22 protein-coding genes are annotated in these 24,453 nt (G+C 70.7%); 12 read left to right on the plus strand and 10 right to left on the minus strand.

All coding sequences use genetic code 11. The features are described from left to right. Positions 1 to 86: 86 nt before the first annotated feature. The 3 genes from cobT to ACWCPY_RS04180 all read right to left on the minus strand — a co-directional run bounded on the left by cobT (position 87) and on the right by ACWCPY_RS04180 (position 3,371). Positions 87 to 1,193, minus strand: a complete 1,107-nt coding sequence (cobT, locus tag ACWCPY_RS04170; protein ID WP_451262767.1) for a nicotinate-nucleotide--dimethylbenzimidazole phosphoribosyltransferase — start codon at positions 1,191 to 1,193, stop codon at positions 87 to 89. Between the two features lie 95 nt (positions 1,194 to 1,288). Beyond that, positions 1,289 to 2,128: a class I SAM-dependent methyltransferase gene (locus tag ACWCPY_RS04175; protein ID WP_451262768.1), complete on the minus strand. Its 840-nt coding sequence runs from the start codon at positions 2,126 to 2,128 to the stop codon at positions 1,289 to 1,291. A 40-nt stretch (positions 2,129 to 2,168) separates the two neighbouring features. Continuing rightward, positions 2,169 to 3,371, minus strand: a complete 1,203-nt coding sequence (locus ACWCPY_RS04180; protein WP_451262769.1) for a bifunctional adenosylcobinamide kinase/adenosylcobinamide-phosphate guanylyltransferase — start codon at positions 3,369 to 3,371, stop codon at positions 2,169 to 2,171. Positions 3,372 to 3,488: 117 nt separating this feature from the next. Between ACWCPY_RS04180 and ACWCPY_RS04185 the strand changes: the two genes are divergently transcribed. After that, a complete protein-coding gene (locus ACWCPY_RS04185) occupies positions 3,489 to 3,698 on the plus strand; it encodes a hypothetical protein (protein WP_072483289.1) in 210 nt (69 codons plus the stop codon). 137 nt (positions 3,699 to 3,835) lie between these two features. Here the strand turns inward: ACWCPY_RS04185 and ACWCPY_RS04190 are convergent, their stop codons facing one another. The 3 genes from ACWCPY_RS04190 to ACWCPY_RS04200 form a co-directional block, all read right to left on the minus strand. Continuing rightward, positions 3,836 to 4,912, minus strand: a complete 1,077-nt coding sequence (locus ACWCPY_RS04190) for a S1C family serine protease (RefSeq protein WP_451262770.1) — start codon at positions 4,910 to 4,912, stop codon at positions 3,836 to 3,838. Between the two features lie 97 nt (positions 4,913 to 5,009). After that, the gene (locus ACWCPY_RS04195) at positions 5,010 to 5,744 is read right to left on the minus strand and encodes a class I SAM-dependent methyltransferase (RefSeq protein ID WP_451262824.1); all 735 of its coding nucleotides are present in this window, start codon (positions 5,742 to 5,744) and stop codon (positions 5,010 to 5,012) included. 113 nt (positions 5,745 to 5,857) lie between these two features. Next, positions 5,858 to 6,457 (minus strand): DUF3043 domain-containing protein, encoded by a 600-nt coding sequence (locus tag ACWCPY_RS04200; RefSeq protein WP_451262771.1) that lies wholly within the window; start codon positions 6,455 to 6,457, stop codon positions 5,858 to 5,860. Between the two features lie 297 nt (positions 6,458 to 6,754). Here ACWCPY_RS04200 and ACWCPY_RS04205 point away from each other — a divergent pair, with 297 nt between their 5' ends. The 5 genes from ACWCPY_RS04205 to ACWCPY_RS04225 all read left to right on the plus strand — a co-directional run bounded on the left by ACWCPY_RS04205 (position 6,755) and on the right by ACWCPY_RS04225 (position 13,293). Beyond that, positions 6,755 to 7,537 (plus strand): PspA/IM30 family protein, encoded by a 783-nt coding sequence (locus ACWCPY_RS04205; protein ID WP_329813870.1) that lies wholly within the window; start codon positions 6,755 to 6,757, stop codon positions 7,535 to 7,537. 9 nt (positions 7,538 to 7,546) lie between these two features. Next, the gene (pspAA, locus tag ACWCPY_RS04210; protein ID WP_329813871.1) at positions 7,547 to 7,825 is read left to right on the plus strand and encodes a PspA-associated protein PspAA; all 279 of its coding nucleotides are present in this window, start codon (positions 7,547 to 7,549) and stop codon (positions 7,823 to 7,825) included. A 137-nt stretch (positions 7,826 to 7,962) separates the two neighbouring features. Next, on the plus strand, positions 7,963 to 9,183 hold the full coding sequence (locus ACWCPY_RS04215; RefSeq protein WP_451262772.1) for a sensor histidine kinase: 1,221 nt from the start codon (positions 7,963 to 7,965) through the stop codon (positions 9,181 to 9,183). Between the two features lie 93 nt (positions 9,184 to 9,276). Next, the gene (locus tag ACWCPY_RS04220) at positions 9,277 to 9,972 is read left to right on the plus strand and encodes a response regulator (protein ID WP_451262773.1); all 696 of its coding nucleotides are present in this window, start codon (positions 9,277 to 9,279) and stop codon (positions 9,970 to 9,972) included. Between the two features lie 165 nt (positions 9,973 to 10,137). Further along, positions 10,138 to 13,293 carry an efflux RND transporter permease subunit gene (locus tag ACWCPY_RS04225; protein ID WP_451262774.1) on the plus strand — a complete coding sequence of 1,052 codons (3,156 nt, stop codon included), beginning with the start codon at positions 10,138 to 10,140 and terminating at the stop codon, positions 13,291 to 13,293. A gap of 78 nt (positions 13,294 to 13,371) precedes the next feature. Here ACWCPY_RS04225 and nadA read toward each other — a convergent pair whose 3' ends face one another. After that, positions 13,372 to 14,568, minus strand: coding sequence for a quinolinate synthase NadA (gene nadA / locus ACWCPY_RS04230; RefSeq protein WP_451262775.1), 1,197 nt, complete (start codon positions 14,566 to 14,568; stop codon positions 13,372 to 13,374). A gap of 246 nt (positions 14,569 to 14,814) precedes the next feature. Between nadA and ACWCPY_RS04235 the strand changes: the two genes are divergently transcribed. Then, on the plus strand, positions 14,815 to 15,171 hold the full coding sequence (locus tag ACWCPY_RS04235; protein ID WP_030933606.1) for a HesB/IscA family protein: 357 nt from the start codon (positions 14,815 to 14,817) through the stop codon (positions 15,169 to 15,171). A 131-nt stretch (positions 15,172 to 15,302) separates the two neighbouring features. Here ACWCPY_RS04235 and ACWCPY_RS04240 read toward each other — a convergent pair whose 3' ends face one another. Together ACWCPY_RS04240 and ACWCPY_RS04245 are read right to left on the minus strand one after the other, a co-directional pair. Continuing rightward, positions 15,303 to 16,790 (minus strand): hypothetical protein, encoded by a 1,488-nt coding sequence (locus tag ACWCPY_RS04240; RefSeq protein WP_451262776.1) that lies wholly within the window; start codon positions 16,788 to 16,790, stop codon positions 15,303 to 15,305. A gap of 160 nt (positions 16,791 to 16,950) precedes the next feature. Next, complete coding sequence (locus ACWCPY_RS04245; protein WP_451262777.1) at positions 16,951 to 17,148, minus strand: hypothetical protein; 198 nt, start codon at positions 17,146 to 17,148, stop codon at positions 16,951 to 16,953. Positions 17,149 to 17,308: 160 nt separating this feature from the next. On the opposite strand from ACWCPY_RS04245, the gene ACWCPY_RS04250 reads away from it, so the two are divergent. Further along, positions 17,309 to 18,283: a carbohydrate kinase family protein gene (locus tag ACWCPY_RS04250; RefSeq protein ID WP_451262778.1), complete on the plus strand. Its 975-nt coding sequence runs from the start codon at positions 17,309 to 17,311 to the stop codon at positions 18,281 to 18,283. Here ACWCPY_RS04250 and ACWCPY_RS04255 read toward each other — a convergent pair whose 3' ends face one another. Next, a complete protein-coding gene (locus tag ACWCPY_RS04255; protein WP_451262779.1) occupies positions 18,284 to 19,666 on the minus strand; it encodes an aminotransferase class V-fold PLP-dependent enzyme in 1,383 nt (460 codons plus the stop codon). A 270-nt stretch (positions 19,667 to 19,936) separates the two neighbouring features. Between ACWCPY_RS04255 and ctaC the strand changes: the two genes are divergently transcribed. The 4 genes from ctaC (at position 19,937) to ACWCPY_RS04275 (ending at position 24,410) form a co-directional block, all read left to right on the plus strand. After that, positions 19,937 to 20,899, plus strand: a complete 963-nt coding sequence (gene ctaC, locus ACWCPY_RS04260) for an aa3-type cytochrome oxidase subunit II (protein ID WP_451262780.1) — start codon at positions 19,937 to 19,939, stop codon at positions 20,897 to 20,899. Next, positions 20,896 to 22,632 (plus strand): aa3-type cytochrome oxidase subunit I, encoded by a 1,737-nt coding sequence (gene ctaD / locus ACWCPY_RS04265; protein ID WP_451262781.1) that lies wholly within the window; start codon positions 20,896 to 20,898, stop codon positions 22,630 to 22,632. The genes ctaC and ctaD overlap by 4 nt, the downstream gene beginning before the upstream one ends. Beyond that, positions 22,629 to 23,027 (plus strand): cytochrome c oxidase subunit 4, encoded by a 399-nt coding sequence (locus tag ACWCPY_RS04270; RefSeq protein WP_451262782.1) that lies wholly within the window; start codon positions 22,629 to 22,631, stop codon positions 23,025 to 23,027. The genes ctaD and ACWCPY_RS04270 overlap by 4 nt, the downstream gene beginning before the upstream one ends. A 126-nt stretch (positions 23,028 to 23,153) precedes the next feature. Continuing rightward, positions 23,154 to 24,410, plus strand: coding sequence for an Ig-like domain-containing protein (locus ACWCPY_RS04275; RefSeq protein ID WP_451262783.1), 1,257 nt, complete (start codon positions 23,154 to 23,156; stop codon positions 24,408 to 24,410). Positions 24,411 to 24,453 lie beyond the last annotated feature (43 nt).

The raw sequence follows: 24,453 nt of genomic DNA on the forward strand, positions 1-24,453 counted from the left end.
AAAGCGATCATATGGTGCATCGCACTGCATGAGGGACTGCGCTGCGGCCGGTGTTCGACGGCCGCAGCGCCGCCGGTCCGTGAGCCTCAGGTGGCGTCGTCGTACGTGGCGCCTGCCTCGGCTCCCTCGTCGGCGCCGTCCTTCTCCTCGGCGACGGGGTCGTGTTCGGGCAGCTCGGCCGCGAGTGCGGCAGCGGCCCGGACAAGCGGGAGTGCGAGCAATGCCCCGCTTCCTTCCCCCACGATGACGCCGTGGTCCAGCAACGGGTTGAGTGCCATCCGGTCCAGCGCCTTGGCCTGCGCCGGCTCACCGCTGGTCTGACCCGCCAGCCACCAGTCCGGCGCCCGGAAGGCCGCCCGCTGGCCCACCAGCGCACAGGCCGCGGAGACCACACCGTCCAGGATCACCGGCAGCCTGCGCACCGCGCACTGGAGCAGGAACCCGGTCGTCGCCGCCAGATCCGCACCGCCCACCGTGGCCAGCAGCTCCAGCTGATCGCCCATGACCGGCCGGGCCCGCCGCAGTGCGTCGCGGATCGCCGCGCACTTGCGCATCCACGCCAGATCGTCGATCCCCGCACCACCGCGCCCGGTGACCACCGAGGCGTCCGTGCCGCACAGCGCCGCGATCAGCGTGGCCGCGGCCGTCGTCCCGCCCACGCTCAGATCGCCCAGCACCACCAGATCGGTGCCCGAGTCGGCCTCCTCGTCGGCGATCGCCATGCCGAGCCGCACCGCCTCCTCGGCCTCCTCGGCCGTCAGCGCGTCCTCGATGTCGATCCGGCCGCTGCCGCGCCGCACCCGGTGACGTACCACCGACTCGGGCAGCAGCTCCGGGTCGCAGTCCAGGCCGGCGTCGACGATCCGGACCGGTACGGCGAACTGCCGGGCCAGTACCGCGAGCGGCGTCGCGCCGTCCAGCGTGGCCCGCACCAGCTCGTGCGCGGTGCCGGCCGCGCGCCCGGAGACGCCCAGCCCGGCCACCCCGTGATCACCGGCGAAGAGCACCACGCGCGGCTGCTCGATCGTCCGGACCGGTACGGACTGCTGCGCGGCCGAGAGCCATTCGCCCAGCTCGTCCAGGCGGCCCAGGGAGCCGGCGGGAACGATCAGGCGCTCCCGGCGTTCCTCGGCGTCGCGCCGTACGCCGCCGTCGGGGCGTTCGATCAGATCGGAGAAGTCGTCCAGATTCACGGGGGTCTGCCTCGCGGGTCGATGCGTCGAGTGGGCCGGTGAGCCCGGCGGCGGGCTCACTGCGGAACAGTACCCGCCACCTTTCTGACGCCCGGTCAGTGCGAGGTCCGTCCCCCGAACCGCAGCTGCGTCATCGCGGGCGTCAGGGTCCGAAGCCCCGGGAGCAGCGACTGGATCCGGATCAGCTCGCCCATCGCGCCCCGTCCCCGCGGCAGCCGCAGCGCGCGCACCTCGGTGATCGCCGGATGCGCACCGCGCAGCTTGGGCCGCTCGCCGGGGTTCATGGCCCAGCGCATCGGCGGAACGGTCATCGTGCCGACCTTGAAGCGGCCGGCCACGGTTCCCCTGGCGAGCCAGCGCGCCATCGTGTCCAGGACCAGGACGCCGCCGGGCAGCCGCTCGGCGCAGGCCGCCAGGATCTCCCGGACCTCCACGGGGCGCAGATACATCAGCAGCCCCTGGGTCGTGACGACGACGCCGCGGCCCTGCGGGTCCTCGATCTCGTCCAGCCAGGACAGATCGGTCGCCGACCGCGACAGCGTGCGCAGCCGGTCCGAGGCGGGCAGCAGCTTCCGGCGCAGCTCGGCCACCTCCGGCAGATCCACGCTCAGCCAGTTCAGCCGGCCGTTGTCGACCCGCCAGAAGCCGGTCTCCAGGCCGTCGCCGAGCGCGACCACGGTGGCCCGCGGCCGGTCGGCGAGGTACTCCTGCACGGCCAGGTCGAAGCAGCGCGAGCGCAGCCCCTGGGCCTGCGAGTGGAACGGGTCCGGCCGCCCGAACCGCTCCTCGAAGGGGTAGTCCAGATCCTCCAGCAGCCGCAGCGCCACCGGATCGTCCAGCACCGGATAGCGCCGGCCCGCCTCGTACGCACGGTTGTAGAGCGTCCACAGCAGGGTCTCCGGGACCCCGCTCAGCATCGGTCGCACGCCCGCCATGTCCGCTCCTCCTGTTCTCCGTGTGCCTCCGGTCGGGCGCTCAGCCGCGCAGGGTCAGCGCCTGCCCGGCCACCACCAGCAGCACCTGTTCGCACTCGTCGGCGAACGCGGCGTTCAGCCGGCCCAGCTCGTCCCGGAACCGCCGCCCGGCAGCCGTCGCGGGCACCACGCCCGAACCGGCCTCGTTGGTGACGGCGACGACCGTACGGCGCGTTCCGCGGACCGCCGCCACCAGCTCGGCGGTCCGCTCCCGCAGGGCCTCCTCGCCGCCGCCCGCCCACGCGGCGTCGTCCCAGGCGCCCACCCGGTCCATCGCGTCGGTCAGCCACAGCGACAGGCAGTCGATCAGCAGCGGGGGCCCGTCCGACTCCAGCAGCTCCACCAGCTCACAGGTCTCCTCGGTGCGCCAGGCGGCCGGTCTGCGTTCCCGGTGCAGGCCGATCCGGGCCGCCCACTCGGTGTCCCCCTCCCTGCCGCCGCCGGTCGCCACGTACACCACCTCGGGAAACGTCTCCAGGCGCCGCTCGGCCTCCACCGACTTGCCCGACCTGGCCCCGCCGGTCACCAGCGTGCGCCGCGGCACCTCCAGGGCCGCGTGGTACTCGCCCACCACCAGCGTCGTCCCGTCCGGCACGGCCCGCGCGCCGGCCGCCGCGAGCCGGCGGTCCAGCTCGGCGCCGGGCGGCGCGTCATGGTCCAGGTGGACGGCCACGACCTCGGTGTCCGGGCCGATCGCCGCCACGGCCCGCAGCCGCGCCACCGCGTCCGGCCGCCCCACCACATCGCCGACCACCATGTCGTAAGGCTCCGCGACCCGGTCCGCGAGCCCGGCCGGCGCGGCCCCCGGCGGCAGGTACAGCAGCCGGGGGCCCGCCGGACCCGTGACCTCGTACCCCGTCCCCGGCGCGTCCATCGGCACGGCGCGTACCCGGTGCCCGCTGATCAGCGTCAGCTCCCGCCCGTCCGGCACCCGCCCCGCCGGGGGAAGCCCCGCGGGCAGTTCCACGGCGGGCCCGTCGTGCGGATGGGTGAGCAGCACCTGCCGCACCCCGGTGAGCGAGTGCCCCGCACGGGCCGCGGCGAACACGGCGCCCGGAGTGAGATCGAGCAGCAGCGCGCCGTCGACCAGCAGCGCGGTCGACGCCCGCGAGCGCGCCCCGCGGGCGACGGCGCAGGCGGCGCAGGGACATTCGGGGCGCGGCAGCCCGTCGGGGGCTCCGGTGCCGAGCAGAGTCAGTTCCACGGTTCCGATCCTCCCGCGTCCGTGCAACCGGTGCGCGACGTGGGGCGTCCGGACCGGGTCCCCGTGCCGGACTCAGGCACTAGGCTGCGGGGCAGCACAGCGACCCAGGAGGCGGACATGGCGTGGACGTGGCGGTTCGAGAAGTCCGACGGCACGGAGACGGAGCCGGCCCTGCAGCCGGAGGAATTCACCACCCAGGGCGACGCGGAGTCCTGGATCGGTGAGTACTGGAAGGAACTCCTCGACGGCGGGGCGGACCAGGTGACGCTCTTCGACGACTCGACGAAGATCTACGGCCCCATGAGCCTCCAGGCCGACCAGGGCTGATCCGCCCCGGGCGGCGCGGCGCCGCCGTACGGGCGTGAGCACGGCCCGTACGGCGGCGCTTTTCCCGGGGCCTCTCGTCCGGACCGTGCCGGGCTCGCGTGCCTCTGCCTGATCCGGCCCGGTCCGGACGGACGACCCTAGATCTCGCCCAGGGTGACCTTCGCCGTCGTCTCCACCCCGTCGCGCAGATAGGTCACGGTGACCTTCTGGCCCGGCTTGTCCGAGGCCAGCGCCTCCGACAGGGAGGTGATCGTGGTGACCGGCTGGTCGTCGATCCCGGTGATGACGTCGCCGGGCCGCAGCCCCGCCTTGTCCGCGGCGCCGTTCTTGGTGACGTCGACCAGCGCCACCCCGGCCGGCTGGTAGTTGTCGTCGACGACCGTGCGGCCGGTGATGTTCAGGGCCGCCCGGCCGGAGTCGATGACCCTGCCGCTCTTGATGATCTGGTCGGCGACCGTCTTCACCATCGACACGGGGATCGCGAACCCGATGCCCGGCGCGGCGCTGCCGCCCAGCTCGGGGTCGGTCGCCGCCAGCGTCGGGATGCCGATGACCTCGCTGTTCAGGTTGACCAGCGCGCCCCCGCTGTTGCCCGGGTTGATCGCGGCCGATGTCTGCACCATGTTCGCGATCGTGGCACCGGTGCCGCCGCCCGCGCGGCTCTCGCTGACGGTCCGGCCGAGCGCCGAGACGATGCCCTGGGTGACGCTGGAGGACAGGCCGAGCGGCGAGCCCATCGCCAGCACGATCTGCCCCACCTCGACCTTCTCCGAGTCGCCGAACTTCGCCGGCTTCAGCCCGGCCGGCACGCTGTCGAGCCTGATGACGGCCAGATCCTGCTCCGGATAGGTGGCCACCAGCGAGGCCTTCTGCACCTTCTCGCCGGTGGCGACGGTGACCTTGAACGTCCTGTCGTTGCCGACCACATGGGCATTGGTGACGATATGGCCCTTGGTGTCGTAGACGATGCCGGAGCCCAGACCCACGGAGGTCTGGATCTGCACCACCGACGGCAGCACGTTCTTGATCACGGTCTGGTAGTCGCTCTGCAGATCGCCCGCGGTCCGGGTGGCGGAGGCCGAATTGCTGGGTTCGGTGCTCGGCGAATCGGAAGCGGCGTCCGAGCAGCCGCTCACCAGGGCGATCGCACAGACACCTGTGGTCAGAGGCAGCAGCAGCCGGCGCGCACGGCCGCGGAAGTGGGATGCATCCATGTCCGGATTATCGCTTTTGGCCCCGTTGGTGGCCTGTCGGGTTCGGCCGGGCGGGGTGCGCCGCCGGGCAGCCCCGGCGGCCTGCTCCCGTGTCCGCTCAGCCCCGCACTCCGCACAGGTGCAGCAGTGCGGCCACCCGGCGGTACGGATCCGTCCGCCCGGCCCGGTCCTCCGCGGCGAGCACCTGCTCCAGCTCGGCGGCGGCCGGCAGCTCCACGTCGTTGCTCACGTTGTCCGTGAAGACGCGCACCCCGTACCAGGCGTGCAGCGGCGCCGCGATCCCGGCGAGCGTGGACGTCAGGGCCTCCAGCCGGTCGGCCCGTACGGTCAGGCCCAGCCGGTTGGTGTACGTGTCCGTGTCGAAGGCGGCCAGCGCCGCGCTCCATTCCCCGGCGGTCCCGGGGCGCATCGCCAGCGCGTCCGCGTTCCGTACCACCAGCGACAGCAGCCCGCCCGGGGCCAGCATCCGGGCCAGGCCCGCCAGCATCGCGTCCGGGTCCCGGACATACATCAGCACACCGTGGCACAGCACCACGTCGAAACTGCCGGGCAGGAAGTGCACCCCGGTGTCCAGGCCGTTGCCCTCGATCAGCCGGACCCGCTCGCGGATCCCCGCGGGTTCGCTGCCGAGCGACTCCTTGGCCACCCGCAGCATCTCGGCGTCGGACTCCAGACCCGTCACCGTGTGACCGGCCCGCGCCAGGCGCAGCGCCTGGGTGCCCTGGCCCATGCCCACGTCGAGCACGCGCAGCCGCTGGCCGACCGGGAAGCGCGCCGCTATCTGCTCGTCGAGCTGCCGGGCCACGAGCTCCTGGCGGACGGTGTTGCGCAGACCGCCCAGGCCCTTCAGCCACACCGAGGAGGCGCCGGAGAACCCGGTGACGGCCACCGCATCGTCCGGCCGGCCGGCGGACGGACCGCCGGCCGGGCCGGAGATGTGCGTACTCAGGGCCGCTCTCCCCGCTTGACCTGCGGCTTCGGGAGCCGGAGGCGACGCATCTGAAGCGTGCGCATCAGGCCGTAGGCGACCGCGCCGCGCTTGGGCGTATCGGGGAAACGCTGGGTGAGCTGCTTCTTGAGGCGGAACGAGAGACCGATCGAGTCGACGACGATCAGCACGATCACGATGAGCCAGAGCAGCAGCGAGATGTTCTGGATGTTCTGCACCTGGATCACGCTGAGGATCAGAATGATCACGGCGAGCGGCAGGAAGAACTCCGCGATGCAGAAACGCGAGTCCACGTAGTCGCGGACGAAGCGCCGCACCGGGCCCTTGTCGCGCGCCGGCAGATAGCGCTCGTCGCCACTGGCGAGCGCCTCGCGCTGCTTGGCCAGGTCCACACGGCGCGCTTCGCGCTGCCGCTTCATGGCCTCCTTGCGGTCGAGCGGCGCGCCTCCGGAGGCACGACGGCGCTGCGACTGGGCATCGCTGCGCTTGGGGGTGGGGCGACCCTTGGGGGCCTGCGGGTCGCGGGGCTGCTTGGAGAGGTCCGCCGTCACCTTGCCGGTGGGCGCCTTCTCTTCCTTCGAACGGCTACGGAACACAAGGCCCAAGGGTACGGGTTCGATCGCCGCGACCCCAGGCCGGTCGGGAACGATCCGGCAACGGCCTGCGTCCTCGCCGGTGTACCGCAGTGTCCGGCACACCCGGCGGCACCGGCTCTCCCTGACCTCCGCCTACTCCCTGGGCCGGAGCGGTGACCTGGTGCAGTCGTCCTTGGGTAGGAGCACATCCGTGCTCGAACAGTGCGGTAATAGAGGCAGGGCCCGTACTGTGGGTTCTGTTGGAGTGCTGGAGCTCAGTCCGTCAGAAGGGGGCGCGCGAAGCCCATGAGCGGTGTCATGAAGCGTATGGGGATGATCTTCCGCGCGAAGGCAAACAAGGCCCTTGACCGGGCCGAGGATCCGCGCGAGACCCTCGATTACTCGTACCAGAAGCAGCTCGAACTGCTTCAGAAGGTACGCCGCGGCGTCGCCGATGTGGCGACCTCGCGCAAGCGGCTCGAGCTGCAGCTGAACCAGCTGCAGGGACAGTCGTCCAAGCTGGAGGACCAGGGCCGCAAGGCGCTCGCGCTCGGCCGCGAGGACCTGGCCCGCGAGGCGCTGTCCCGGCGCGCCGCACTCCAGCAGCAGGTCACCGACCTGGAGACGCAGCACACCACGCTGCAGGGCGAGGAGGAGAAGCTCACCCTCGCGGCGCAGCGGCTGCAGGCCAAGGTCGATGCCTTCCGTACGAAGAAGGAGACCATCAAGGCCACCTACACCGCCGCCCAGGCGCAGACCCGGATCGGCGAGGCCTTCTCCGGGATCTCCGAGGAGATGGGCGACGTCGGCCTGGCGATCCAGCGGGCCGAGGACAAGACCCAGCAGCTGCAGGCGCGGGCCGGCGCGATCGACGAACTGCTCGCCTCCGGCGCCCTGGACGACCCGACCGGCACGGCGAAGGACGACATCGCCGCCGAGCTGGACCGGATCTCCGGCGGCTCGGACGTGGAGCTGGAGCTCCAGCGCATGAAGGCCGAGCTGGCCGGCGGCTCCACCCCGCAGCAGGCGATCGAGGGCGGCCCGCAGGACGCCGCCCAGCAGCAGTCGTCGCAGTCCCCGCACAGGTTCGACAAGAGTTGAGGCGGCGTCATGATCGTACGGATCATGGGGGAGGGCCAGGTCGCACTGGCCGACAGTCATCTCGCCGAGCTCGACGGGCTCGACGACGAACTGCTCGCCGAGATGGAGAGCGGTGACGGACCCGGCTTCCGCGCGACTCTCCACGCGCTCCTGGCCAGGGTGCGCGAGCTCGGCACCGCGTTGCCGGACGATTCCCTGGAGCCGTCCGAGCTGATCCTTCCCTCGCCCGACGCGACCCTCGAAGAGGTGCGCGCCATGCTCCGCGACGAGGGCCTGATTCCCGGCTGACGCCGGTCGTTTCTCCAGCACCCGCACGAACCCGTGCCCCGTGTCCGGTCCGCCGGACACGGGGCACGGCCGTGTCCGGCCCCCTTCGAACGGGACCCGGTCCGATTCCCGCGCGACACGCCGTAACGTAGCTTGACGTGACCACCCTCGGAACCGGGGTTCTGCGCGTCCGGCACTGGCTGCGCGACCACCCCCTCGCGCTGGACGCCGCGCTGGCCCTGGCCGTCCTGGTCGCCATGATCATCGGGTCGTTCGTCCACCCGGGCGCGGGGGAGGGGCGCTCCTTCGAGACCCGCGCGCCCGCGGTGAGCAGCCTGCTGCTGATGGTGGCCGGTGCGGTGGCGCTCATCTGGCGGCGGCGCAGTCCCATGGCGGTGCTCGCGGTCACCGCCGGGCTGACGGTCGTCGAGCTGGTGGGGTCCGATCCGCCCGCGCCCGTGGTCATGAGCACCGTCATCGCGCTCTACACCGTCGCCGCCCGGACCGACCGGCCCACCACCTGGCGGGTCGGCCTGCTGACGGTGGCCGTGCTGACGGCCGCGGCGATGCTCTGCGGTCCGGCGCCCTGGTACAGCCAGGAGAACTTCGGCGTCTTCGCCTGGACCGGCATGGCCGGTGCCGCGGGGGACGCCGTCCGTTCCCGGCGCGCCTTCGTCGACGCGATCAGGGAGCGGGCCGAACGAGCCGAACGCACCCGCGACGAGGAGGCCCGGCGGCGGGTCGCCGAGGAGCGGCTGCGGATCGCCCGCGAACTCCACGACGTCGTCGCCCACCACATCGCGCTGGTCAACGTGCAGGCCGGGGTGGCCGCCCACGTCATGGACAGGCGCCCCGACCAGGCCAAGGAGGCGCTGGCCCACGTCCGGGAGGCCAGCCGTTCCGCGCTCGACGAACTGCGGGCCACCGTCGGGCTGCTGCGCCAGTCCGGCGACCCGGCGGCGCCGACCGAACCCGCCCCGGGCCTCGCCGTGCTGGACGAACTGGTCGACACCGTCCGCCGGGCCGGGCTCCCCGTCGAGCTGGCCTGCACCGACCGGCGGCCCCCGCTGCCCGCGGCCGTCGACCTGGCCGCGTACCGGGTCATCCAGGAGGCGCTGACCAACGTCCGCAAGCACGCGGGCCCCGGGGCGAAGGCCGAGGTGAGTGTCGTACGGGTCGGGAGGACCGCCGAGATCACCGTGATCGACAACGGCTCCGGCGGGGGCGGCGACGGCGACGGCGGCGGCCACGGCCTGCTCGGAATGCGCGAACGCGTCACCGCGCTGGGCGGCACCCTGACCGCCGGGCCCCGCTACGGCGGCGGATTCCGGGTCCATGCGATCCTGCCCGTCGAGGCCCGCACGGCGGAGTCCGGGTGACCGGGCGCGGCGGGCCGGACGGGGGAGAACACATGACGGCGGGGGAGCGAGCATGACGGCGGGGGAGAAGGCATGACGGCGGGGGGAGAGCGCATGACACCGCCCATCAAGGTGCTGCTCGTCGACGACCAGGCGCTGCTGCGCAGCGCGTTCCGGGTCCTGGTCGACTCGGAGGCCGACATGGAGGTGGTCGGCGAGGCGGCGGACGGTGCGCAGGCGGTGGAACTCGCCCGCTCGACCCGCGCCGACGTGGTGCTGATGGACATCCGGATGCCGGGCACGGACGGACTCACCGCGACCCGCATGATCAGCGCCGATCCGGAGCTGGCCGATGTACGGGTCGTCATGCTCACCACCTTCGAGGTGGACGAGTACGTGGTGCAGTCGCTGCGGGCCGGGGCGTCCGGTTTCCTCGGCAAGGGGGCGGAACCGGAGGAACTGCTCAACGCCATCCGCGTCGCCGCGGGCGGCGAGGCGCTGCTCTCACCCGCCGCGACCAAGGGTCTGATCGCCACTTTCCTTGCGCAGGGCGGCAGTTCGGAGGGCGACGGGCCGAGCGCCGCGGAGTACTCCGAGCGGCTCGACGCGCTCACCGGCCGCGAGCGCGAGGTGCTCGTGCTGGTGGCCGGCGGCCACTCCAACGACGAGATCGCCGAGCGGCTCGTCGTCAGCCCGCTCACCGTCAAGACCCATGTGAACAGGGCGATGGCGAAGCTGGGTGCCAGGGACCGGGCCCAATTGGTGGTAATTGCCTACGAATCCGGCCTGGTGCGCCCCAGGGTGGAGTGACGGGTGGAGAAACGGCGTACTCCACCTGCGGTATGCGCGGCATAAGAAAGCAACCCGGGGGCCGACGCTTTTGCCCTCGCGGGTCGGCGATCGTGTAGCTGGGCCGGGTCTCTTTCCGAGTCACCCGCCCACCTGCCGCGTAAGCCACAGAAGAGAGACCCACCCATGTCCTGGCTGTCCAGATTCAGCCTCGCGCAACGGGCCCTGATCGGACTGATCTCGATCGTCGCGCTCGTGTTCGGAGCGATTGCGATCCCGCAGCTCAAGCAGCAGCTGCTGCCCACCATCGAACTCCCGATGGTGTCGGTCATCGCCCCCTATCAGGGTGCGTCCCCCGATGTGGTCGAGAAGCAGGTCGTCGAACCGATCGAGAACTCCGTCAAGGCCGTCGACGGCGTCACCGGCATCACCTCGACCGCCAGCGAGGGCAGCGCCGTCATCATGGCGACCTTCGACTTCGGCAGCGAGGGCACCAAGCAGCTCGTCGCCGACATCCAGCAGGCGGTGAACCGCGCCCGCGCCCAGCTTCCCGACGACGTCGACCCGCAGGTCATCGCCGGCTCGACCGACGACATCCCGGCCGTCGTCCTCGCCGTCACCTCCGACAAGGACCAGCAGGCGCTCGCCGACCAGCTGGAGCGCACGGTCGTCCCCGCCCTGGAGGACATCAGCGGCGTCGGCCAGGTCACCGTCGACGGCGTGCAGGACCTCCAGGTCTCCATCACCCCCGACGACAAGAAGCTCGCCGACGCGGGGCTGAACGCCATGACGCTCTCCCAGGCGCTCCAGGCGGGCGGCGCGACCGTACCCGCCGGTTCCTTCTCCGAGTCGGGCAAGAGCCGCACCGTCCAGGTCGGCGGCGCCTTCACCTCCCTGAAGCAGATCGAGGACCTGAGGGTCGCCGGCCAGGACCCGGCCACGGGCAAGCCCGGCCGGCCGGTCCGCGTCGGTGACGTCGCCACGGTGAAGCAGGAGCCGTCCACCGCGGTCTCCATCACCCGTACCAACGGCAAGCCGAGCCTCGCCGTGATGGCCACGATGGACAAGGACGGCAGCGCCGTCGCCATCTCGGACGCGGTCAAGGACAAGCTCCCCGACCTCCGCAAGGACCTCGGCGCCGGCGCCGAGCTGACCGTCGTCTCCGACCAGGGCCCCGCCGTCTCCAAGGCGATCTCCGGACTGACCACCGAGGGCGCGCTCGGTCTGCTCTTCGCCGTCATCGTGATCCTGGTCTTCCTCGCTTCGCTGCGCTCGACCCTGGTCACCGCGGTCTCCATCCCGCTCTCCGTGGTCCTCGCGCTGATCGTGCTCTGGACCCGTGACCTCTCGCTCAACATGCTGACGCTGGGCGCGCTGACCATCGCGATCGGCCGTGTCGTCGACGACTCGATCGTGGTCCTGGAGAACATCAAGCGTCACCTCGGCTACGGCGAGGAGCGCCATTCGGCGATCATCACCGCGGTGAAGGAAGTGGCCGGCGCGGTCACCTCCTCGACCCTCACCACGGTCGCCGTCTTCCTGCCGATCGGACTCGTCGGCGGCATGGTCGGAGAGCTCTTCGGCTCCTTCTCGCTGACCGTCACCGCGGCCCTGCTGGCGTCCCTGCTGGTCTCGCTGACCGTCGTCCCCGTCCTGTCGTACTGGTTCCTGCGCGCCCCCAAGGGCGCGACGCAGGACCCGGACGAGGCCCGTCGCAAGGCCGAGGAGCAGGAGGCCCGCAGCCGGCTCCAGCGGCTGTACGTCCCGGTGCTGCGCTTCGCCACCCGGCGCCGCGTCACCAGTGTCGTCATCGCCGTCGTCGTGCTCCTCGGCACCTTCGGCATGGCCCCGCTGCTGAAGACCACCTTCTTCGACCAGGGCGAGCAGGAAGTCCTCTCCATCAAGCAGGAGCTCACCCCGGGCACCAGCCTGGCGGCCGCCGACGAAGCGGCCAGGAAGGTGGAGAAGGTCCTCGCCGACGACAAGGGCGTCAAGGACTACCAGGTCACCGTCGGCTCCTCCGGCTTCATGGCGGCCTTCGGCGGCGGCACAGGCGCCAACCAGGCCTCCTACCAGGTAACCCTGAAGGACTCGTCCGACTACGACGCCGCCCAGAAGCGCATCGAGGAGGCCCTGGGCAAGCTCGACGGCATCGGTGACACCACCCTCTCCGGGGGAGACGGCTTCGGCAGCCAGGACCTCAGCGTCGTGGTCAAGGCCGCCGACGCGGACGTGCTCAAGCAGGCGTCCGAAAAGGTGCGCGCCGAGGTGGCCGAGCTCAAGAACGTCTCCGACGTCCAGAGCGACCTCGCACAGAGCGTCCCGCGGATCTCGGTCAAGGCCACGCCCAAGGCCGCGGAGGCCGGCTTCGACCAGACCGCGCTCGGCGCGGCCGTCGCCGGAGCGGTGCGCGGCACCCCGTCCGGCAAGGCGATCATGGACGACACCGAGCGGGACGTCGTCATCAAGTCCGCCCACCCGGCCACCACCATGGCCGAGCTGAAGAACCTGCGCCTCGGCCAGGTCGAGCTCGGACAGATCGCCGATGTCGAACTGGTCCCCGGACCGGTCTCCATGACCCGGATCGACGGCCAGCGCGCCGCGACGATCACCGCCAAGCCTCTCGGCGACGACACCGGCGCGGTCGGCACCGACCTCCAGAACGCGATCAAGGAACTGGACCTCCCGGACGGCGCCACCGCCACCATCGGCGGCGTCACCGAGGACCAGGCCGACGCGTTCGTGAAGCTGGCGCTGGCCATGCTGGCGGCGATCTCGATCGTCTTCATGCTGCTGGTCGCCACCTTCCGGTCGCTCGTCCAGCCGCTGATCCTGCTGGTCTCCATCCCGTTCGCGGCGACGGGCGCCATCGGCCTGCTCGTCATCACCGGCACCCCGATGGGCATCGCGGCGATGATCGGCATGCTGATGCTGATCGGCATCGTGGTGACCAACGCGATCGTTCTGATCGACCTGATCAACCAGTACCGCAGGCAGGGCATGGGCGTCGTCGAGGCGGTCATCGAGGGCGGCCGTCACCGTCTGCGCCCGATCCTGATGACCGCACTCGCGACGATCTTCGCCCTGCTCCCGATGGCACTCGGCGTCACCGGCGAGGGCGGCTTCATCTCGCAGCCGCTCGCGGTGGTCGTGATCGGCGGCCTGGTCACCTCGACGCTGCTCACGCTCCTCCTGGTGCCCACGCTCTACGCGATGGTGGAGCTCCGCAAGGAGCGCCGCGCGAAGAAGAAGGCGCTCAAGCGGGCGGAGAAGGAGGGCCGGTCCGCTCAGGCCCTCTCGGAGGAGAGCGCCTCCGAGGAGCCGGAGCCCGCGAAGGCGTAACGCACAGAGAAGAACAGCACAGGAGGCCCCGGCACCGTTCTCCCACGGTGCCGGGGCCTCCTGCCGTGCACGCCGCCCCTACGGCAGCGCCAGCATCCGCTCCAGCGCGAGCTTGGCGTACTTCTCCGTCTCCGGGTCGACCTCGATCCGGTTGACCAGGTTGCCCTCGGCGAGCGACTCCAGCGCCCACACCAGGTGCGGCAGGTCGATGCGGTTCATCGTCGAGCAGAAGCAGACCGTCTTGTCGAGGAAGACGATCTCCTTGTCCTCGGCCGCGAACCGGTTGGCCAGCCGGCGCACCAGGTTCAGCTCGGTGCCGATCGCCCACTTCGAGCCGGCCGGGGCCGCCTCCAGGGCCTTGATGATGTACTCCGTCGAGCCGACGTGGTCCGCCGCCGCCACGACCTCGTGCTTGCACTCGGGGTGGACCAGGACGTTGACGCCCGGTATCCGCTCACGGACGTCGTTGACGGACTCGACCGAGAAGCGGCCGTGCACCGAGCAGTGCCCGCGCCACAGGATCATCTTCGCGTTCCGCAGCTCCTCGGCGGTCAGACCGCCGTTCGGCTTGTGCGGGTTGTAGAGGACGCAGTCCTCCAGCGACATCCCCATGTCCCGGACCGCGGTGTTCCGGCCCAGGTGCTGGTCGGGCAGGAAGAGGATCTTCTCGCCCTGCTCGAAGGCCCACTCCAGCGCCCGCTTCGCGTTGGACGAGGTGCAGATCGTGCCGCCGTGCCTGCCGGTGAAGGCCTTGATGTCGGCGGAGGAGTTCATGTACGAGACCGGCACGACCTGCTCGGCGACCCCGGCCTCGGTCAGCACGTCCCAGCACTCGGCGACCTGCTCGGCGGTGGCCATGTCGGCCATGGAGCAGCCCGCGGCCAGGTCCGGCAGCACGACCTTCTGGTCGTCGGTGGTCAGGATGTCCGCGGACTCGGCCATGAAGTGCACACCGCAGAAGACGATGTACTCGGCCTCCGGCCGCGCTGCCGCGTCCCGGGCGAGCTTGAAGGAGTCGCCGGTGACATCGGCGAACTGGATGACCTCGTCGCGCTGGTAGTGGTGGCCGAGGACGAACACCTTGTCCCCGAGCTTCTCCTTGGCCGCGCGGGCACGCTCCACCAGGTCCGGGTCGGACGGGGATGGCAGGTCGCCGGGGCACTCGACGCCACGCTCGCTCCTCGGGTCGGCCTCACGGCCGAGCAGGAGCAGGGCGAGGGGCGTCGGCTGGACGTCGAGATCCTGGACGGGGTGGGCCGTGGTCACGTCACGCACCCTTTCTTCTCTGCTGAAAGCTTCTGCGAAAAGCTTCCGCGAAGCCTTTTCGTCTAATTGACGCTATCTATGATATCCGGTTCACGTCACTTTGACGATGGCCATAGTGTCGATGTGACGCATCCCCCCGGCCGACCGGTGTGCGAGCATGAATGGAACAGGCAAGCGCTCGGCCCGGAATGAATCCGCGGTCCCGACGGTTGCAACGTCGGCAAGCAGTCTCCGTACAACCCGGGAGAGAAGCAGATGTCCGTATCGGACGAGACCACCACCGTGAGCGACGGCATCCTCCTGTCCGACGCCGCCGCAGCCAAGGTCAAGGGCCTGCTGGAGCAGGAAGGCCGTGACGACCTGGCGCTGCGCGTCGCCGTCCAGCCCGGCGGCTGCTCGGGCCTGCGCTACCAGCTCTTCTTCGACGAGCGTTCGCTCGACGGTGACGTCGTGAAGGACTTCGACGGCGTCAAGGTCGTCACCGACCGGATGAGCGCTCCGTACCTGGGTGGCGCCTCCATCGACTTCGTCGACACCATCGAGAAGCAGGGCTTCACGATCGACAACCCCAACGCCACGGGCTCCTGCGCCTGCGGTGACTCCTTCAGCTGAGCCCTGAAGGCGGCTGAGCCCCGAAGGCGGCGCGTACGCCTGAACGCGACGCGGAACGGCGCAGCGGAACGGCACGACGGCGGCGGCCCGGAATCCGGGCAGCCGCCGTCGTCGTGTCCGAGGGCCGGCGCTCAGCCGCGCGGCACGTCGCCGCCCGACGCCGCGTCGACCACCGTCCGGTCGCCGAGCGGCGCGTCGAGCGTCACCGTCCGGGTCAGCTCCTTGGCGATCATGATGCAGACCTTCTTCCCGGGCTGCTTCGACTCCGTCACCCTCACGGTCACCCGGTCCGGGCCCTCGGTCGCGCTCGCGGTGTAGGTACTGCACGCCCCGCCCCAGAACGTCACCGACAGGGTCCGCCCGTCGGCGCGGTACGACAGCGGCTGCGGCCCGGACCTCTCCGCGTCGCCCGGGGGAGTCGTGGGGGCCGGTGTGGGCGGGGCGGTCGTCGAGGGCGCGTCCTTCGCCAGGTACGAGGGAGCCACGGCGACCTGGGAGACCGTGGTGCCCCGGCCGCCGGCGGCCGGCCGCACGGAGAAGAGCCAGGACGGGACGAGCGTCTGCTTGCCCGCCACGTACTGCGCCGCCAGGCCGAACACCGCCTTGTCGACCGTCACCGTCGTCGTCGGCCGCTCCGCGCCGGTCAGCGTCCCGCAGTGGACCTTCGGCGTCTTTCGGCCTTCGTCCAGCGGTACGGGGGCGGCACATCCGCCGATGTCCGCGCGTGCCCGGGCGCCGGGCGCCGAAGCGTTCAGCTGCTTCAGCGCCTCGGCGGCGCTGATCACCGGATAGCTGTCGCCCTTCTCCAACCCCTTCAACTGCCCGCTGCCGCCGACCACTTCACCGTCCGGGCCCACCTGGATCCCGGTCGACCAGCCGTACGTGGGGAGGCCGTCCACCTTCGGGTTCGCGTTCACCACCCGTACCGAACCCATGAGTTGACGGGAATCCAGCACGGCGCCGTCCTGCCCCGCCGCCTTCAGCACCGGTGCCGCGGCGGCCCTCGCGGCGCTCTCGCCCACCGGGGAGCCGCTGTCGCCCGGAGCCGCGTCACCGCCCGAACAGACCGCCTTCTTCGGGCAGTTGTCCGTGCCGCCGGAGCCGTACCGGGCGAAGCTCCAGGTGCCCGGGGCCTGCTTGTCCACCCGCAGGACCGGGCCCGAACCGTCGCCGTCGGATCCCACCTTCCAGTACGTGCCCTCCGCCTGCGGCGTGCCCGCAAGGCCCAGCGCCTTCGCCAGCCGGGCCACCTCGGCCGCGGAGACGGTCCCCACGGGGCGCTGCACCGCGGCCGTGCGCGGCCCCTCGGGCAGCTCGCCGGAGACGCGGTAGACCACCCGGCCGCCGTTCGGGTCGGGCTCGCCCGGCGCGATGCCCCGGGTGGGCGCCTCGGGCGCCGTCGGAGTGCCTGCCTGCCCGTCCAGGGCCAGCGGGGGCGGGGTGCGCCGCCCGCCGCTGTCCGCGCTGCCGCCGGACCTGCCGTCACCGTCCGCCGCGGTCGCCGCCCAGTACGCGCCGCCGCCACCGGCCAGCAGTACGGCTGCCGCCACCGAGGCCACGGCGAGCGGCGAACGCCGCCGGGGGCCGGTCACGTCGTTGTCGGGTCGCTCGGTGCTCACCGGATCGCTCCTTCGCCTGCATTGCCGTCACACGCCGTTGCCCGGCCTGTCCGTCCGCCCCCGGAACGGGGACAAGGGTGGGACGGGGCAGCGGCGCGCACGGTTCCCGCACGGTTCCGTGCGGGGCGTCAGGAGCGGGGGTACCGGTCTTCGCCGCCTCTCAGTCGCCGTAGTCGGACATGGCGTCGACCAGCCGGGCGGACGAGGCGGGCACGGTGACCCCGTGGATCCGGGACGGGGCGACGGGAGCGGGGGCGGACTTCGCGGGGGCCACCCAGTGCGGTGCCATCCGCGCGCAGTCCCCGCGCAGCTCGGCCAGGCTGATCTCGGACTCGCGCGTGGCGATGTTGTTCGACATATCGGCACCGTAGGCACCACGGGCATCAGGAAGAAAGCCCTACTATCGGGTAGTTTTCCCCCCTTCAGGACAGGTGCGGGGAACCGGTAGCGTGAACTGTCACGCCGCCCCGGGAACACAGCCACCCGTTCCCCCCGATCTCCGCAGGAGCAGTCTCCCCGTGCGAATCGCAGTCACCGGCTCCATCGCCACCGATCACCTCATGACCTTCCCCGGCCGTTTCGCCGACCAGCTGGTCGCGGATCAGCTGCACACGGTCTCGCTCTCCTTCCTGGTCGACAACCTCGACGTGCGCCGGGGCGGTGTCGCCGCCAACATCTGCTTCGGCATGGGCCTGCTGGGCACGGAGCCGATCCTGGTCGGCGCCGCCGGCTCCGACTTCGACGACTACCGCGCCTGGCTCGACCGCCACGGCGTCGACACCGGCTCGGTCCGGATCTCCGAGGTCCTGCACACCGCCCGCTTCGTCTGCACGACGGATGCCGACCACAACCAGATCGGTTCCTTCTACACCGGCGCGATGAGCGAGGCCCGGCTCATCGAGCTGAAGGCCGTCGCCGACCGGGTCGGCGGCCTCGACCTGGTCTCGATCGGTGCCGACGACCCCGAGGGGATGCTCCGCCACACCGAGGAGTGCCGCTCCCGTGGCATTCCGTTCGCCGCGGACTTCTCGCAGCAGATCGCCCGGATGGAGGGCGACGAGATCAGGATCCTCCTGGACGGCGCCACGTACCTCTTCTCCAACGAGTACGAGAAGGGGCTCATCGAGTCCAAGACCGGCTGGACCGACGAGGAGATCCTGGCCAGGGTCGGTCACCGGGTGACCACCCTCGGTGCCCGCGGCGTGCGCATCGAGCGCGCCGGCCAGGAGCCGATCGAGGTCGGCTGCCCGGAGGAGGAGGTCAAGGCCGACCCGACCGGCGTCGGCGACGCCTTCCGGGCGGGTTTCCTCTCCGGCCTCGCCTGGGGCGTCGGCCTGGAGCGCGCCGCCCAGGTCGGCTGCATGCTGGCCACCCTGGTCATCGAGACGGTCGGCACCCAGGAGTACACCCTGCGCCGCGCCCACTTCATGGACCGCTTCACCAAGGCGTACGGCCACGACGCCGCCGCCGAGGTCCGCTCGCACCTCGCGTAGTCAGGACAGCCGGCGGACCACATAGGCCGAGCCACGGTCCGCCGGCTCCTCGCCCACGTACTCCTGCTCGCGCATCGCGCACCAGGCCGGGATGTCCAGCCGCGCCGCCTCGTCGTCGGAGAGCACGGTCACCGTCCCGCCCACCGGCACCTCCCCGATCACCTTCGCGAGCTCGATCACCGGGATCGGGCAGCGCTTCCCCAGCGCGTCCACCACCAGGGACGCGGCCGGGGCGGCCTCCCGGGGCGCGGAGACGGGCGCGCCCAGCCGCTGCCGCACCTCCGCCACCACCCGGGGCAGCACCTCCAGGAACCGGTCGACGTCCTCCCCGGCGGTGCCGTTCGGCAGCGACACCCGTACGTTCCCTTCCGAAAGCACTCCCATGGCCCTGAGCACATGGCTCGGCGTCAGCGTGCTGCTGGTGCAGGAGGAGCCGGACGACACGGAGAACCCCGCCCGGTCCAGCTCGTGCAGCAGCGTCTCCCCGTCGACATAGAGACAGGAGAAGGTCACCAGGTGCGGCAGCCGCCGCACCGGATCGCCGACCACCTCCACATCGGGCACCAGCTCCGCCACCGTGGCCCTGATGCGGTCCACCAGGGCCCGCAGCCGCACGGACTCCGCCGCGGCCTCGGCCCGTACCGCCCGCAGCGACGCCGCCGCCGCGACGATCGCCGGAATGTTCTCGAACCCCGCCGCCCGCCCCGACTCCCGCTCGTCGGCCGGTCCTTGAACGGCGAACCGTACCCCCTTGCGCACCGCCAGCAGCCCGACGCCCGAGGGCCCGCCCCACTTGTGGGCGCTGCCCGTCAGCAGCGACCAGCCGTCCGGCACCGGCTCCCGCCCCAGCGACTGAGCGGCGTCCACCAGCAGCGGCACCCCCGCCGCCCGGCAGAGCTCCGCGACGGCGGCCACCGGCTGCACGGTGCCGACCTCGTGGTTGGCGGACTGCAGACAGGCCAGCGCGGTGTCCTCGCGCAGCGCGTCCGCGTACGCCGGCGCGCTCACCGCCCCGGCCCGGTCCACCGGGACCTCGGAGACCGATCCGCCCTGCGCCTCATGGGCGGCCGCCGAATGGAGCACCGACGAGTGTTCGACCGCGGAGACGACCAGATGGCGGCCGACACGCCGACGTCCCGCGAGGGCTCCGGAAATTCCCGAGTGAACCGCCCGGGTCCCCGAAGGAGTGAATGTGAGCTCGTCCGGGCGACAGCCGACCGCCTCGGCGGCTGCCTCCCGGGCGGCGTCCAGCAGCAGCCGGGCCCGCCGCCCCTCGCGGTAGAGCCTGGCCGGGTCGGCCCAGCCCTCGTCCAGCGCGGCAAGCAGCGCCTGACGTGCGACGGGGTGCAGGGGGGCGGCGGATGCGGTGTCGAAGTAGGGCACGCGGCCACGCTAGCCCGAGCCGGGCCCCGGCCCGGGAACGGGCTGCCCGCAGGGTCAGGAGAGGGGGCGTCAGATGGTGGTCGGAGGCCCGTGTTCCACCCCTTCGGGGTGTCGGACGGCGCGTTGGGCACCCTCCCCGCGCGACCCCAAATAGCGTCCAGTAGGGTTTGGTCCGCATAAACATCCAAACCCCTGCCCGCGTCAGGGCGGCGACCGACCAGAAAGACGGCCGCGCCGACCGCGCGGGCGAGACTCTCGGGAAGGCGCTACGTGAGTCCCAACGGCTCCGACCGCTCGTCGCGGCGCCCGATGCGGCGGAAGCTGCCGCAGGTGCTGACTGCGGGCCTGATCCTGGCGACCGCCACCGGTTGCACATACAAGGACTTCCCCCGCCTTGGAATGCCCACGCCGGTAACAGAAGAGGCACCACGGATCCTTTCCCTCTGGCAGGGCTCGTGGGCGGCAGCGCTCGCCACGGGCGTGCTGGTCTGGGGCCTGATCCTGTGGAGCGTCATCTTCCACAGGCGCAGTCGCACCAAGGTCGAGGTTCCTCCGCAGACCAGGTACAACATGCCCATCGAGGCGCTGTACACCGTGGTCCCTCTGATCATCGTCTCGGTGTTGTTCTACTTCACCGCGCGCGATGAATCGAAGCTCCTCACCCTCTCCCCGAAGCCTGCCCACACCATCAACGTGGTCGGCTACCAGTGGAGCTGGGGCTTCAACTACATCGAGAACGTGGACGGCTCGACCGCCACGGGCAACGAGATCCCCAAGGAGCTCGACGCCATCCCCGACCGGTTCCGCAAGGACTTCCCCAAGGGTGCGGAGGGCGTCTACGACTTCGGCATCCCGGGAACGCGGAACCCGCAGAACGGCAACCCGGGTCCGACCCTGTGGCTGCCGAAGGGCGAGAAGGTCCGTTTCGTTCTGACTTCGCGTGACGTCATCCACTCCTTCTGGGTGGTGCCGTTCCTCATGAAGCAGGACGTCATTCCGGGCCACACCAACGCCTTCGAGGTGACTCCGAACCAGGAGGGCACCTTCATGGGCAAGTGCGCCGAGCTCTGCGGCGTCGACCACTCCCGGATGCTCTTCAACGTCAAGGTCGTCTCCCCGGAGCGCTACCAGGCGCACCTCAAGGAGCTGGCGAAGAAGGGCCAGACGGGCTACGTGCCGGCCGGCATCGAGCAGACTGACCCGGCCAGGAATGCGGAGACGAACAAACTGTGAGCATCCTCAACGAACCTCAGGGTGCCGCGGCAGCAGACGACTCGTACGAGGACGAGCTGCCGGTCCGGCGCAAGCAGCCGGGAAACGTCGTCATCAAGTGGCTGACCACCACTGACCACAAGACGATCGGCACGATGTACCTGGTCACATCGTTCGCGTTCTTCTGCATCGGCGGTCTGATGGCGCTCTTCATGCGCGCCGAACTGGCCCGTCCCGGCACGCAGATCATGTCGAACGAGCAGTTCAACCAGGCGTTCACGATGCACGGCACGATCATGCTGCTGATGTTCGCGACGCCGCTGTTCGCCGGATTCGCGAACTGGATCATGCCGCTGCAGATCGGCGCGCCCGACGTGGCGTTCCCGCGGCTGAACATGTTCGCGTACTGGCTGTACCTCTTCGGTTCGGTCATCGCGGTGGCCGGCTTCCTCACCCCCCAGGGTGCGGCGGACTTCGGCTGGTTCGCCTACTCCCCGCTCTCGGACGCGGTCCGGTCGCCGGGTGTCGGCGCCGACATGTGGATCATGGGTCTGGCCTTCTCCGGCTTCGGCACGATCCTCGGTTCGGTCAACTTCATCACCACGATCATCTGCATGCGCGCTCCCGGCATGACGATGTTCCGCATGCCGATCTTCGTCTGGAACGTCCTGCTGACCGGTGTGCTGGTCCTGCTGGCCTTCCCGGTCCTCGCCGCCGCGCTCTTCGCACTGGAGGCGGACCGTAAATTCGGTGCGCATGTCTTCGACGCGGCCAATGGCGGGGCATTGCTCTGGCAACACCTCTTCTGGTTCTTCGGCCATCCAGAGGTGTACATCATCGCCTTGCCATTCTTCGGAATCATTTCCGAAGTGATTCCGGTGTTCAGCCGGAAGCCGATGTTCGGCTACATCGGTCTGATCAGCGCGACGATCGCCATCGCGGGTCTCTCCGTGACCGTGTGGGCGCACCACATGTACGTCACGGGCGGTGTGCTCCTGCCGTTCTTCTCGTTCATGACATTCCTTATCGCGGTACCGACCGGTGTGAAGTTCTTCAACTGGATCGGCACGATGTGGAAGGGATCGTTGTCCTTCGAGACACCGATGCTCTGGGCCGTCGGCTTCCTGATCACCTTCACCTTCGGTGGTCTGACCGGCGTGATCCTGGCATCGCCCCCGATGGACTTCCACGTCTCGGACTCGTACTTCGTCGTCGCGCACTTCCACTACGTCATCTTCGGCACCGTGGTCTTCGCGATGTTCTCCGGATTCCACTTCTGGTGGCCGAAGTTCACCGGCAAGATGCTGGACGAGCGGCTCGGAAAGATCACCTTCTGGACGCTGTTCGTGGGCTTCCACGGCACGTTCCTGGTGCAGCACTGGCTGGGGGCCGAGGGCATGCCGCGTCGTTACGCGGACTACCTCGCCGCGGACGGCTTCACCGCGCTGAACACGATCTCGACGATCTCCTCGTTCCTGCTCGGCCTGTCGATGCTGCCGTTCTTCTACAACGTGTGGAAGACCGCCAAGTACGGCAAGAAGGTCGAGGTCGACGACCCGTGGGGCTACGGCCGTTCGCTGGAGTGGGCGACCTCCTGCCCGCCGCCGCGGCACAACTTCCTCACCCTGCCGCGGATCCGTTCCGAATCCCCGGCGTTCGACCTGCACCACCCGGAGATCTCGGCGCTCGAGCAGCTGGAGCACCACTCCGAGGATGACAAGGCCCTCGCTGGCGGCAAGGAGGCCGGCAAGTGAAGATCCAGGGCAAGATGTTCATCTGGCTGAGCGTCTTCATCCTCGCCATGGCCATCACGTACGGCGTGTGGTCGAAGGAGCCGGCCGGTACCACCGCGCTCGTCCTGGCCTTCGGGCTGAGCGTCATGATCGGCTTCTACCTGGCCTTCACGGCCCGGCGGGTCGACGCCATGGCGCAGGACAACAAGGAGGCCGACGTCGCGGACGAGGCCGGCGAGGTGGGGTTCTTCTCCCCGCACAGCTGGCAGCCGCTCTCGCTGGCGGTCGGCGGTGCCCTCGCCTTCATGGGAGTCATCTTCGGCTGGTGGCTGCTCTACTTCTCGGCCCCGGTCATCCTGATCGGTCTCTTCGGCTGGGTCTTCGAGTACTACCGCGGTGAGAACCGCACCCAGTGACCCAGTGACACGGCGTCACCGCTCCACCTGACGGGGGGCCCGCACTTCTCCACCGAGAGGAGGGCGGGTCCCCCGTTCGCATGTACTCCGCGCGCCGGTACGGGCGAATCTCCATAGCGTGGGTTCATGAACCACAGCCCGCGCATCCGCCCCGCAGTGGGCAGCACTCTGCTGGTCGTGACCCTGGTCGCAGGTGTGACCGCCTGTGGCGGGTCCGGCGCTCACCCGCTCGCGGAGAAGCCGTACGACGCGGTGGACGAGATCTCCTCCAACGCGTCCGACGGCGACGAGAAGGTCGACCCCGGCAAGCCGCTGGAGGTCACCGTCAACGGCGACGACGACCGGATCACGGACGTGTCGGCCGTCGACACCACCGGCCGCCATCTGGCGGGCGAGCTCGACGCCGACGGGAAACGGTGGCACTCCTCCCTCCCGCTCGCCGCCGGCACCCGGTACACCGTCCGGGTCAGCACGGAGGACGACGACGGCGCCCCGGGCAGCCGTACGCTCGCCTTCGGGACGACCACCGCCAAGAAGCTCCTGAAGGTCGCCTTCGGCCCCCAGGCGGGCACCTACGGTGTCGGACAGCCCATCACGGCGGAACTCAGCGCTCCGGTCAAGGACAAGGTGTCCAGGGCCAACGTCGAGCGCGCCCTCAGGGTCCGCTCGAAGCCCGCCGTGACCGGCTCCTGGTACTGGGTCGACGACAAGACCCTGCACTACCGGCCCAAGGAGTACTGGCCGGCCAAGGCCACCATCGACGTCACCAGCGGCCTGGCCGGGGTGAAGGTCACCGACGCCCTCTACGGCGCCCCCACGAAACCCTTGAGGCTCACCACGGGGGACCGCATAGAGGCCATCACGGACGCCGCGGCGCACTCGATGACCGTCAAGCGCGACGGGAAAGTGATCAACACCATTCCGGTCACCACCGGCAAGCCCGGCTTCTCCACCCGAAACGGCGTCAAGGTCGTGCTCGGCAAGGAGTACCGCGTACGTATGCGCGGTGAGACGATCGGCATCGCGGAGGGCTCATCCGACTCCTACGACCTGCAGGTCTACTACGCGACGCGGGTCACCTGGAGCGGCGAGTACGTGCACGCGGCCCCCTGGTCCACCGGCTCGCAGGGGTACGAGAACGTCAGCCACGGCTGTACGGGCATGAGTACCAGCCAGGCCGAGTGGTTCTACAACACCGTGCGCCCGGGCGACATCGTCACGGTCGTGGGCAGCCAGGGCGAGACGATGACACCGTTCGACAACGGCTTCGGGGACTGGAACCTGTCCTGGGCCAAATGGCTGAAGGGCAGCGCCCTGCAGAAGAACACCACGCCGGACCGTACGGACACGATCCAGGCGGCGCGACTGCGCCCCGAGCTCTGACCGGACCGGGGAGTGCGCTGCCCCTCAGCGGGACCGCGGACGA

The sequence above is a fragment of the Streptomyces sp. NPDC002403 genome, from assembly GCF_053593015.1.